General features: G+C 63.1%; 11 protein-coding genes. 7 read left to right on the plus strand and 4 right to left on the minus strand.

Annotated elements, in window-relative coordinates; translation table 11 throughout:
• Positions 1-3 precede the first annotated feature (3 nt).
• From AC0L2X_RS09590 to AC0L2X_RS09620, 7 genes are all read left to right on the plus strand, one after another.
• Positions 4-963, plus strand: coding sequence for an N-acetylmuramic acid 6-phosphate etherase (locus tag AC0L2X_RS09590; protein WP_473599649.1), 960 nt, complete (start codon positions 4-6; stop codon positions 961-963).
• 2 nt (positions 964-965) lie between these two features.
• A complete protein-coding gene (locus tag AC0L2X_RS09595) occupies positions 966-2225 on the plus strand; it encodes an ABC transporter substrate-binding protein (RefSeq protein ID WP_473599650.1) in 1260 nt (419 codons plus the stop codon).
• Positions 2226-2465: 240 nt separating this feature from the next.
• Positions 2466-3389 (plus strand): carbohydrate ABC transporter permease, encoded by a 924-nt coding sequence (locus AC0L2X_RS09600; protein ID WP_023718922.1) that lies wholly within the window; start codon positions 2466-2468, stop codon positions 3387-3389.
• A 12-nt stretch (positions 3390-3401) separates the two neighbouring features.
• Positions 3402-4241: a carbohydrate ABC transporter permease gene (locus AC0L2X_RS09605; protein ID WP_023718923.1), complete on the plus strand. Its 840-nt coding sequence runs from the start codon at positions 3402-3404 to the stop codon at positions 4239-4241.
• The gene (locus tag AC0L2X_RS09610) at positions 4238-4705 is read left to right on the plus strand and encodes a DUF4304 domain-containing protein (protein ID WP_473599651.1); all 468 of its coding nucleotides are present in this window, start codon (positions 4238-4240) and stop codon (positions 4703-4705) included. The genes AC0L2X_RS09605 and AC0L2X_RS09610 overlap by 4 nt, the downstream gene beginning before the upstream one ends.
• Position 4706: 1 nt before the next feature.
• Complete coding sequence (locus tag AC0L2X_RS09615; protein WP_473599652.1) at positions 4707-5762, plus strand: Gfo/Idh/MocA family protein; 1056 nt, start codon at positions 4707-4709, stop codon at positions 5760-5762.
• Positions 5763-5777: 15 nt separating this feature from the next.
• Positions 5778-6776, plus strand: a complete 999-nt coding sequence (locus AC0L2X_RS09620) for an ABC transporter ATP-binding protein (protein ID WP_473599653.1) — start codon at positions 5778-5780, stop codon at positions 6774-6776.
• A gap of 160 nt (positions 6777-6936) precedes the next feature.
• Here the strand turns inward: AC0L2X_RS09620 and AC0L2X_RS09625 are convergent, their stop codons facing one another.
• From AC0L2X_RS09625 to deoC, 4 genes are all read right to left on the minus strand, one after another.
• Positions 6937-7782 carry a fumarylacetoacetate hydrolase family protein gene (locus AC0L2X_RS09625; protein ID WP_473599654.1) on the minus strand — a complete coding sequence of 282 codons (846 nt, stop codon included), beginning with the start codon at positions 7780-7782 and terminating at the stop codon, positions 6937-6939.
• Between the two features lie 162 nt (positions 7783-7944).
• Positions 7945-8676 carry an SDR family oxidoreductase gene (locus AC0L2X_RS09630; protein ID WP_473599655.1) on the minus strand — a complete coding sequence of 244 codons (732 nt, stop codon included), beginning with the start codon at positions 8674-8676 and terminating at the stop codon, positions 7945-7947.
• A gap of 177 nt (positions 8677-8853) precedes the next feature.
• Entirely contained in the window at positions 8854-11226 is a 2373-nt protein-coding gene (locus tag AC0L2X_RS09635) for an aldehyde dehydrogenase family protein (RefSeq protein WP_473599656.1), read from the minus strand.
• A 13-nt stretch (positions 11227-11239) separates the two neighbouring features.
• Positions 11240-12289, minus strand: a complete 1050-nt coding sequence (gene deoC, locus AC0L2X_RS09640) for a deoxyribose-phosphate aldolase (protein ID WP_473599657.1) — start codon at positions 12287-12289, stop codon at positions 11240-11242.
• Between the last annotated feature and the right edge of the window lie 137 nt (positions 12290-12426).

Below are 12426 nucleotides of genomic sequence, written 5' to 3' on the forward strand. Positions count from 1 at the left end.
CGGATGGCCGAAACGCGCACCGAAGCGCTTCACCAGAATGCCGAGGGACTGGATATCCAGGCCCCCGAAGCCGTCCTTTCCTCTTTGGCCAACGCACAGATCGAGGCCGCCAAGGCCGTGCATGGCGCCATTCCTGCCATTGCCGCGGCGGCCGAAATCATCGCAAGCAGACTGAAAAGCGGCGGCAAGCTCGCCTATGCGGCTGCCGGCAGTTCGGGCCTGATGGCACTGGCCGATGCGCTTGAGCTGCCGGGCACTTTCGGCATCCAGCGCGACCGTATCGCCATCCTGATCGCCGGCGGCGACGAGGCCTTCAAGACACTGGCCGGCGGGCCGGAGGACGACACCGAGGAAGCTTCGGTATCGGTCGCCGCTGCCCGCATCGGCAAGGGCGACTGCCTGATCGCCGTCTCGGCCAGCGGCTCGACACCTTATGCTGTCAGGGCGATCGAGGACGCCAGGCGCCGCGGTGCGGCGACCATTGCCATCGCCAACAACAGGGATGCGCCGCTGCTGCGGCTGGCCGACATCGCCGTCCTGCTCGAAACGCCGCCGGAGCTGATCGCCGGCTCGACGCGCATGGGCGCAGGCACCGCCCAGAAGATCGCGCTCAACATGCTGTCGACGCTGGCCGCTATCCATCTCGGCCATGTCCACGACGGCTACATGGTCAACCTGATGGCCGACAACATCAAGCTGCGCGACCGCGCCGCACGCATCGTGGCCGCCGTCAGCGGGCGCGACAAGGACGAGGCGGCGCGCCTGCTCGAAAAGAGCGGCGGTGTCGTCAAGACCGCCATTCTGCTCGCCGCCGGCGCCGCCAGCGCCGATGCGGCCGAGAAGATATTGGAAGGGACCGGCCACAAGCTGCGGCCAGCCCTTTCCGCGATCGAGGGGAGCAAGGGGCGCAATGCCTCTGTTCTCATCAAAACCGAACCTGAAAAAGGTCAACAGGGAGACTGAGCATGACAACGAAGCTACTGACGGCACTTCTTTTCGGCACCAGCATTCTCGGCTCCGCCGGGGTGGCTTATGCCGACGACGTAACGCTCAACATCGAAAGCTGGCGCGGCGACGACCTTGCCATCTGGAAGGACAAGCTGATCCCGGCCTTCGAAGCCAAGAACCCGGGCATCAAGGTGGTGTTCGCGCCGTCGGCGCCAACCGAATATGACGCCGCCCTCGGTGCCAAGCTCGCCGCCGGCTCGGCCGGCGACCTGATCACCTGCCGCCCGTTCGACAAATCGCTGGAACTGTTCAAGAAGGGCAATCTTGCCGATATCTCGACGCTGCCCGGCATGGAGAACTTCTCGCCAGTGGCCAAGGCGGCCTGGCAGACCGACGACGGCAAGGTGAGCTTCTGCGTGCCGATGGCATCGGTCATCCATGGCTTCATCTACAACAAGGACGCCTTCGACAAGCTCGGCATCAAGGTGCCGACGACCAATGAGGAGTTCTACCCCGCGCTCGACAAGATCAAGGCCGACGGCACCTACATCCCGATGGCGATGGGCACCAAGGACCTCTGGGAAGCGGCGACCATGGGCTACCAGAACATCGGCCCGAACTACTGGAAGGGCGAGGAAGGCCGCCTGGCGCTGATCAAGGGCGAGCAGAAGCTCACCGATCCGCAGTGGGTCGAGCCCTTCAAGGAGCTGGCCAAGTGGAAGGACTATCTCGGCGACGGCTTCGAGGCGCAGACTTATCCGGACAGCCAGAACCTGTTCACGCTCGGCCGCGCCGCCATCTACCCGGCCGGCTCGTGGGAGATCGGCCTGTTCAACACGCAGGCGCAGTTCAAGATGGGTGCCTTCCCGCCGCCGGTGCAGAAGGCCGGCGACACCTGCTACATCTCCGACCACACCGACATCGGCATGGGTCTCAATGCGGCTTCGAAGAATGCGGATGCGGCCAAGACCTTCCTGTCCTGGGTGGCCTCGCCGGATTTCGCCACCATCTACGCCAACGCGCTGCCGGGCTTCTTCAGCCTGAACAACACCCCGGTGAAGATGGAAGACCCGCTGGCCCAGGAATTCGTCTCCTGGCGCGGCAAGTGCAAGTCGACGATCCGCTCGACCTACCAGATCCTGTCGCGCGGCACGCCGAATCTCGAAAACGAGACTTGGGTTGAATCGGCCAACGTCATCAACGGCACCGACACGCCGGAGGCTGCCGCCAAGAAGCTGCAGGACGGCCTCGACAGCTGGTACAAGCCGGCGAAGTAAGAGCGCGGCGAAGCGTTGTCTCCCCCCTCGAGGGGGAGATGTCGCCGAAGGCGACAGAGGGGGTCGGTCGAGGCAGGCCGCGGCTTGATCGTTGCTGAAAGGCGCGGTCGAACGACGATGGCGCGCTGCCTCGGCCGACCCCACCCGCCTCGCTTCGCGAGGCACCCTCCCCTCGAGGGGGAGGGAGGCGCCGTGCCCTTTGACGGCAATAGCAAGACCTGATCGGCGGGGACCGAACGCATGGCCGCAGCACCGAAAAGACCGTTCCGCTGGCATATCGGCGTTTTCCTGGCGCCGGCGTTGCTGGTCTATACGGCGATCATGATCCTGCCGCTGGCCGGCACGCTGCAGCTTTCCTTGTTCCGCAACATCAACCAGTCGCAGGTCTTCGTCGGACTGGAAAATTTCCGCATGCTGTTCGGTGATCCCAACTGGTCGGTCAATTTCTGGAACGCGCTCAGGAACAATGTCTGGTTCTTCATCATCCATATGCTGGTGCAGAACCCGATCGGCGTCCTTTTGGCAGCACTTCTGTCCAGCCCCAGGCTGCGGTTTTCCGCCTTCTACCGCACGGCGATCTTCGTGCCGACGATCCTGTCCTTCGTCATCGTCGGCTTCGCCTGGAAGCTGATCCTGTCGCCGCTATGGGGCGTGGCGCCGCATATGATGGACCTTGTCGGCCTGAAAAGCCTGTTCACGCCTTGGCTCGGCAAGGCGCAATACGCGCTGACCGCGCTCAGCCTGATTTCAGTCTGGCAGTTCGTCGGCATCCCGATGATGCTGATCTATGCGGCATTGCTGTCCATCCCCGAAGAGGTGATCGAAGCGGCCGAATGCGACGGGATCACCGGCATGGCGCAATTCTGGAAGATCAAGCTGCCGCTCATCCTGCCGTCGATCGGCATCATCTCGATCCTGACCTTCGTCGGCAATTTCAACGCTTTCGACCTGATCTACACCGCGCAAGGCGCGCTGGCCGGGCCGAACTATTCGACCGATATTCTCGGCACCTTTCTCTACCGCGCCTTCTTCGGCTTCCAGCTGCAGGTCGGCGATCCCAACATGGGCGCGGCGATCGCCACCATGATGTTCCTGATCATCCTCGGCGGCGTCTGCGTCTATCTGTTCCTCGTGCAGACGCGCTTGCGTCGCTACCAGTTTTAGGGGAGCGTGACCATGAGCACCGCAACCCGCTCGCTGCCCCGCACCATAGGCGCCCACGCGATCCTTCTGACCTACACGGCGATCGCGCTGTTTCCGGTGATCCTCGTGATAATGAATTCGTTCAAATCACGCGCCGGTATCTTCGGCGCGCCGCTGACGCCGCCGACGCCAGGGACCTTCGACCTGATCGGCTACACCACGGTAATCGGCCAAGGCGATTTCATCCACTATTTCCAGAACAGCCTCGTCGTCACCGTCGCCTCGCTGTTCTTCGTGCTTTTGTTCGGCGCCATGGCTGCCTTTGCGCTGTCGGAATACCGCTTCCGAGGCAATTCGCTGATGGGGCTTTACCTCGCGCTCGGCATCATGATCCCGATCCGCCTCGGCACCGTCGCCATCCTGCAGCTGATGGTGGCGAGCGGACTGGTCAACACACTGACGGCGCTGATCCTGGTCTACACGGCGCAAGGTCTGCCGCTCGCCGTCTTCATCCTGTCGGAATTCATGAAGCAGGTCTCCGACGATCTGAAGAATGCGGGCAGGATCGATGGCCTGTCCGAATACACCATCTTTTTCCGGCTGGTGCTGCCGCTTGTGCGCCCATCGATGGCGACGGTCGCGGTCTTCACCATGATCCCGATCTGGAACGATCTATGGTTCCCGTTGATCCTGGCGCCGTCGGAGGAAACCAAGACGGTGACGCTGGGCGCGCAATTGTTCCTCGGCCAGTTCGTCACCAACTGGAATGCCATCCTGGCCGCACTTTCGCTGGCGATCATGCCGGTGCTGATCCTCTACGTCATTTTTTCGCGGCAGCTGATCCGCGGCATCACTTCGGGAGCGGTCAAGTGAGTGAGGGTCGGGACGCGATCATTCGAGGCCTCACCGAGTCGGCAAGCCGCTATGGATTCCGCGGCGTTCGCCAAACAAACTATTATCGCGAATGGCCGGAAACGGTCTGCGTGCTCAACCTTCAGAAGTCTTCCTGGGGACCGCAGTTCTATCTCAATGCAGCTGTCTGGCTGACTCGGTTCGGGATCGAGCGTCGGCCGAAGGAATACAACTGTCATATCATCTGGCGGGTCAACTCCCTGATGGTTAGCGAGCAATCCAAGGCATTCACCGAGGCGCTGGATCTGGATCGTCCGTTGCCGGACGACCGGAGGTCTTCTCTGATCAAAGAGGGTGTCGATACATACGGGTTCGGACTTCTGGCACGTTGTGAAAGCGAAAAGGCTGCTCTGCAGATCGCCAGTGAGTATGGATCGAGTATTAGGATGGACCTGAAAGCCTGCGCTCTACAAAAGGCAAACTGAAATGGACCAGCCCCTTCGCGTTGTCGTCGCCGGCCTCGGCAATATGGGGCGTAGCCATGCGCTGGCCTATCACACCAATCCGGGATTCCAGATCGCCGCACTGGTCAACCGCTCCGATGTGCCGCTGGCGGAAGGGCTTTCGACCTACGCCATCCGGCGTTCATTCGACGAGGCGCTGCGTGACGAAAAGCCCGATGTCGCTTGCATAGCCACCTATTCCGACAGCCATGCCGATTATGCGGTCAGGGCATTCGAGGCCGGCTGCCATGTCTTCGTCGAAAAGCCGCTGGCAACGACGGTCGCCGATGCGGAACGCGTCGTCGCGGCAGCCAAGGCCAACGGCAAGAAACTGGTGATCGGCTACATCCTGCGCCACCACCCGTCCTGGATCAGGCTGATCGCCGAGGCGCGGAAGCTCGGCGGCCCTTACGTGTTCCGCATGAACCTCAACCAGCAATCCTCCGGCCATACCTGGGAGACGCATAAGCAGCTGATGCAAACGACGTCGCCGATCGTCGATTGCGGCGTGCATTATCTCGACGTGATGCTGCAGATCACCGACGCCAGGCCGGTCGAGGTGCGCGGCATGGGGCTGCGGCTGAGCGACGAGATCGCACCGTCGATGTACAATTACGGGCACCTGCAGGTGCTGTTCGACGACGGTTCGGTCGGCTGGTACGAGGCCGGCTGGGGGCCGATGATTTCGGAGACGGCTTTCTTCGTGAAAGACGTGATCTCGCCCAATGGCTGCGTGTCGATCGTCATGAAGGAGGGCGCCAGGTCCGACGACATCGACACCCACACCAAGACCTCGACCATCCGCCTGCACAGCGCTGCGACCGGCGCGGACGGCAAGTTCGCCAAGCCGGACGAGATGCTGTCAATGCAAGGCGAGCCCGGCCATCAGGACCTCTGCGACCTGGAACAGGCGTTTGTGCTGAAGGCGATCCGCGAGGATCTGGACTTGACCCGCCACATGGACGACGCGGTGAAGTCGCTCGCCGTCTGCCTTGCAGCCGACGAGAGCGTGCGCAGCGGCCTCGCCGTGAAACTCTAGAACAGGGACTAAGCCGTGGGCTCGCTGAACATCGAGAACGTGAAAAAGGCCTTCGGGCCGGTCGAGGTGCTGAAGGGTATCAACCTCGAGGTGACGGATGGCGAGTTCGTCGTCTTCGTCGGTCCATCCGGCTGCGGGAAATCGACGCTGCTGAGGGTTATTGCCGGGCTGGAGGACTCGACCTCAGGCCGCGTGGTCATCGACGGCCACGACGTCTCCGCAACGCCGCCGGCCAAGCGCGGCATCGCCATGGTGTTCCAGACCTATGCGCTTTACCCGCATCTGACGGTGAAGAACAATATGGGTCTCGGCCTCAAGCAGGCCGGCACGCCGGCGGCGGAGATCGACCGCCGCATCGGCATCGCTTCCTCGATGCTGTCGCTGGAGCCCTATCTCGAAAGGCGGCCGGCCGAATTGTCCGGCGGCCAGCGCCAACGTGTCGCCATCGGCCGCGCCGTGGTGCGTGAGCCCAAGCTTTTTCTGTTCGACGAGCCATTGTCGAACCTCGATGCCGCGCTGCGCGTCAACACCAGACTGGAGATCGCGCAATTGCATCGCCGGCTGAAGGCCACGATGATCTATGTCACCCACGACCAGGTCGAGGCGATGACGCTGGCCGACAAGATCGTCGTCCTCAATGCGGGCAGGATCGAGCAGATCGGCGGCCCGATGGAGCTATACAATTCGCCGGCTAACGAGTTCGTGGCCGGCTTTATCGGCTCACCAAAGATGAATTTCGTCGACGGTGCCAGGCTTGGCGAAACGGCAAAGACCATCGGCGTCCGTCCCGAACATTTGACGGTGGATCCCAAATCCGGCGCCTGGAAAGGCACGGTCGTCCATGCCGAGCACCTTGGCGCCGACACCAATCTCTATCTCGACTGCGAGAAGGCCGGCTTGATCACCGTGCGCATTTTTGGCGTCTATAACGCCGAACCTGGTGCCACGCTCTATGCGACGCCGGATCCGGCGAAGACATACCGGTTTGGAGCCGATGGGAAGGTGATGAAGTAGCGCCCCTCTTCCTTCTCCCCTTGTGGGAGAAGGTGGATTGGCGCGCAGCGCCAAGACGGTTGAGGGGTGTTGGAAGGATCGCCGTCGGTGCCAAGCTGGAACACCCCTCATCCGTCGCCTTCGGCGACACCTTCTCCCACAAGGGGAGAAGGAAGAGCGCCTACAAATCCGCCTTGAACGTCTGCTTCTGGATACCCAGCCCTTCGATACCGAGCTCGACCACATCGCCGGGCTTCAGGAACACCGGCGGCTTCATGCCGAGGCCGACGCCGGGCGGCGTGCCGGTCGAGATGATGTCGCCGGGGTGCAGCGACATGAACTGGCTGAGATAGGAGACGAGATAAGCGACGCCGAAGACCATGGTCTTGGTCGAGCCGTTCTGCATCGTCTTGCCGTTGACCGTCAGCCACATCGGGATGTTCTGCGGGTCCTTGACCTCGTCCTTTGTCACCAGCCACGGACCGATCGGCCCGAACGTGTCGCAGGACTTGCCCTTGGTCCACTGGCCCTGGCGCTCGGCCTGGAAGGCGCGCTCGGAGACGTCATGCGCGATGCAGTAACCGGCGACATAGTCCAGCGCCTCGGCCTCGGTGACATATTTAGCGGTCTTGCCGATGACCACGCCGAGCTCGACTTCCCAATCGGTCTTGACCGAGCCGCGCGGGATCAGCACGTCGTCGTTAGGCCCGACAATAGCCGAGCTTGCCTTCATGAAGATGATCGGCTCCGGCGGCACGGTGGCGCCGGTTTCGGCGGCGTGGTCGGAATAGTTGAGGCCGATGCAGATGAATTTGCCGGTGCCGGCGACGCAGGCGCCGATGCGCGGCTTGCCGGAAACCGCCGGCAGCGATTTCACATCGAGCTTCGATAATGTCTCGAGCGATGCCGGGTCAAGCGCCTTGCCGGCAATGTCGGTGACATGGGCGGAGAGGTCGCGGATCGTTCCATCGGCATCGAGCAGGCCGGGGCGTTCGCTCCCCGCCTCGCCATAGCGCAGCAGTTTCATGCAGTTTTCTCCCAGTTGCGACCAGAGGCCGTTTGCAAACTCGCTCCGCTGCGGCGAATGGCGTGGGTTTCGAGAACCGGAGCGGAGCGTACTTAAAGTACGTGAGCCTAGGCAAGCACAGACGCCGCGTCAGGCGCCCGGCGGAATAGGATTTTCAGACTCCTAGATCGACCAGCCACCGTCGATATTATAAGCCTGCCCCGACGTATAGGTGGCGCCGGCCAGATAGACGGCGAGATCGGCGATTTCCTCTGGCGTGCCGAGGCGGCCCATCGGCTGGCGGGCGATGAAGGCGGCGCGGGCTGCGTCGTAGTCGCCCTGCGCATGCATGCGGTCCTGCAGCGACGGGCTTTCGACCGTACCCGGGCAGATCGCATTGCAGCGTATGCCCTTGCCGACATAGTCGGCGGCGACCGACTTGGTCAGGCCGATGACGGCTGCCTTGGTCAGGCCATAGACGAAGCGGTTCGGCACGCCCTTGGTCGAACTGGCCAGCGACGCCATGTTGATGATCGAGCCGTCGCCGCGCTCCAGCATGCCGGGCAGCACGGCGCGGATGGTGCGGATCATCGAGCGAACATTGAGATCATAGGCAAAGTCGAGATCGCCGTCCTTCATCTCGAGGATCGAGCCGGAATGGACGAAGCCGGCGCAATTGAACAGCACGTCGACGGCGCCGATCTCGGCAAAAGCAGCGTTCACCGCCTCGTCGTTCAGCACGTCGAGCTTGCGGGTCTTGATACCGGGCGTCTTGCCGAGATCGGCGAGCACCACCTCGTTGATGTCGGTGGCATGGACGACGGCGCCGGCCTTGGCGAACGCCAGCGCGCTCGCCCGGCCGATGCCTTGCGCCGCCGCCGTGACGACAACGATTTTGCCTGTCAGATCCGCCATGCTTTTCTCCTCGCCCGTCTGTGGTCGTTCGGCTTTTTACCGGCACAAGGCCGGGGCGCAATGTGCCAGACGGGCACTACCATCCCGCCTGTTTCGAAATTCGCCTGCCAGCCAAATGTTTTTTCTCGGTAAAGAACATTTTTTGGCGCGTCAAGCCCGGACGTCCCTCCCGGACACTCAGTCGCCGTAGGGCACCCAGACGTTCTTGACCTCGATCACACGGCGCAGCAGGGCATCGCCGGCTGCTTCGTTTGACGCCCAGTCGAGGCTGTGGCCGTTGCCGGTCCAGACGCGTTTGAGATTACCGATGGACTCGGCCTCGGCCTTGGCGCAAGTCTCGGCATCGGCGAATACCCAGAGCCCGTCGACATCGTCATGCTTGGCCAATACGCCGGCAAGCTCGGCGCTACGGCCGGTGACGATATTGATGGCGCCGGCCGGAACGTCGGAATATTCGATGACCTGGTAGAGGTCGGTGGCAAGCAGCGGATATCTTTCGGACGGCACGGCGACCACGGTGTTGCCCATGGCGAGCGCAGGCGCCACCAGCGAGATCAGGCCGAGCAAAGGCGCATTGTCCGGCGCGACGATACCGACGACGCCGACCGGTTCGTGCAGTGCCAGTGTGACGGCGCGGGCTGGCGGCTGGTGGACGCGGCCCTCGAATTTGTCGGCCAAGCCGGCATAGAGGAACAGGCGCTCGATCGACAGCTCGACCTCGTCACGCGCCGCCTTGGCGGTCGCGCCGGTGAGCTGGATCAAACGGGCTGCAAACTCGTCGGCGCGGCCGGAAAGGTTTTCGGCCAGGTAGTAGAGCACCTGGCTGCGGTTGTAGGCGGTCGCCTCCGGCCAGGCCTTGCAGGCGCGCGCGGCCGCGATGGCGTCACGGATATCCTTGCGGTTGCCGAGCCCGACGTCGCCCGCAAGCTTGCCCTTGGCGGTGGCGACGGCGAAGGAATAATTTCCGTCCGGCCGGACCTGTTTGCCGCCGATGAACAGCTTTGCCGTGCGGTCGATGGCGCCACCTTCCACCTGCTCGACCGGTTGGGCCGAAGACGTTGCCGGTTTGATGATCGGGCCAAGCGGCAGTTTTGCCGAGAGATATTCGAACATGCCCTCGCGCCCGCCTTCGCGGCCAAAGCCGCTCTCGCGATAGCCGCCGAAGCCGCAGGCGGCGTCGAACATATTGGTGCCGTTGACCCAAACGACGCCGGCCTTCAGCTGCGGCGCGACGTGCAGGGCAAGATTGATGTTCTCGCTCCACACTGAAGCGGCCAAGCCATAGCGTGTGTTGTTGGCGAGCTCGATCGCTTCCTCGGTGTTGCGGAAGGTCATGGTGGCCAGCACCGGCCCGAACACCTCTTCCTGTGCCAGAATGTTAGCCGGCGAAACACCTGTCGCCAGCGTTGGCAGATGGTAATAGCCCGAGGCGGGCAACGCTGAGTCCGGCTGCCAGCAGATCGCGCCCTGCTTGGCGCCTTCTGCGATCAGGCCCTTGACGCGATCGAGCTGGGTCAAGTCGACCAGCGGGCCGATATCGGTGTTCTTGTCGAGCGGGCTGCCGACCCGCAGCCGGCTCATCCGCGTCTTGACCTTGGCGATGAAGGCGTCGGCGATGCCTTCCTGCACCAGAAGGCGCGAGCCGGCACAGCACACTTGGCCCTGGTTGAACCAGATGCCGTCGACCAGACCTTCGACTGCGCTGTCGAGGTCGGCATCCTCGAAAACGATAAAGGCCGACTTGCCGCCAAGCTCCAGCGACAGTTTCTTGCCCGAGCCGGCCGTGGCCTTGCGGATGATCTTGCCGACCTCGGACGAACCGGTGAAGGCGATCTTCTGGACGCCGGGATGGTTGACGATGGCCGCGCCCGCCTCCGGCCCGCCCTGGACGATGTTGACGACGCCTTTCGGCACGCCGGCGCGTCGGCAGATCTCGGCAAAGAGGATCGCGGTGAGCGGCGTGAATTCCGCGGGTTTGAGCACCACGGTGCAGCCCGCGGCGAGCGCCGGCGCGATCTTCCAGGCGAGCATCAAGAGCGGGAAATTCCACGGGATGATCTGGCCGACGACGCCGACGCCCTTATGGCCGGGAAAATCCCTGTCCAGCGCCTGCGCCCAGCCGGCATGATGGATGAAATGGCGGATGGCCAGCGGCACGTCGATGTCGCGGCTTTCGCGGATCGGCTTGCCATTGTCGATTGTCTCAAGCACGGCGAACAGCCGTTGGTGACGTTGCATGGCGCGGCCGATGGCATAGAGCACTTTGGCTCGGCTGTAGCCGGTGCTGGCGCTCCATTTCGGCAGCGCTTTTGTGGCGGCCGAAACCGCCGCGTCGATATCGGCGGCACCAGCGTCCGACACCTTGGCCAGCAGCTTTCCCGAGGACGGTTCGCTGGTGTCGAAGGTTTTGCCTCCGCTGGCTGCCTTCCAGTCGCCGCCGATGAACAGCGCTTTGCCGAAATCCCGCGCGGCAAGCCACCCATCGGCCTCGTTGCGGGCTTCCGGCGCCGGCCCGTAATCCATGGCGTGATAGCGTTCGAGAATGTTCATGAAGCGCTCCGAATCACGCCATCGCGTGGCGATGATTGGCCGAGTAGTGGCCGGTCAGATGATGCTCGAGCTGGCGCTCGATGTCGGTCAAAAGGCTCGATGCTCCGAAGCGGAACAGCTCCGGCTCCAGCCACGGCCGGCCCAGTTCTTCTTTCATCAGCACCAGCCAATCGAGCGAGGCTTTTGCCGTGGAAATGCCGCCGGCCGGCTTGAAGCCGATGAGATAGCCGGTTTCCTCGAAATAGGCGCGGATGGCGCGCACCATGGCAAGGCCGACCGGCAGCGTCGCGTTGACGCTTTCCTTGCCGGTCGAGGTCTTGATGAAATCTGCACCCGCCATCATCGCCACCATCGAGGCGAGCATGACGTTGCGCAGCGTCGCGAGGTCGCCGGTGCCGAGGATCACCTTCAGATGCGCCTCGCCGCAAGCGGCGCGCATCGAGACAATCTCGTTATAGAGCTCCTGCCATTTCGCCCCGAATACCAGGCCGCGCGGGATGACGACGTCGATCTCGTCGGCGCCGTCGCGGACCGATGCTTCGATCTCCTGCAGACGTGTCGAAAGCGGTGCAAGGCCATGCGGGAAAGCCGTGGAAACGGCGGCGACATGGACGCCGCTGCCGCGCAGCGCCTCGACGGCAGTAGCGACGAAGGGATGATAGACGCAGACCGCCGCCGGGCGGATCTTTTCACTGGCAATGCCGAGCCCCTCGGCAATGTCGCGGCGGAACGGGTTGACCGCCTTGGCACAGAGCCGGCGCACGCGCTCTTCCGTGTCGTTCGAGTTCAGCGTCGTCAGGTCCATGCAGGCGACGGCGCGCAGCAGCCAGGCGGCCTGGTTATCGGCCTTGATCGAGCGTCTTTTGGTCAGGCTGGCGACGCGGCGTTCCAGCGCCGAGCGGTTGACGCTGCGCATCGATTCCATGAAGCCGAGATCGAGCCTCATGCCGGGATTACGAGCAATGCCATGGGCCTGCGGCATCGGCGCATTGGCGGCGGGCCGCGCCGGCAGCGGCGTGATCTTGGACGTGCCGAGATCGGTTTCGCGAATTGTGCTGCTCATCTCCTGCCCCTTGTTCAGCGACTTATGCCGAAGATAGACCGTGAAGCAGCGCTTCACGAGTCCTTCAAGCGGTCATAGCGGAAAAAGGCAGTCAAGGCAGCCGATTTTTGACCGTATGATCAAAATCGGGGTCGCAA

It is taken from the genome of Mesorhizobium sp. WSM4828 (assembly GCF_055811175.1).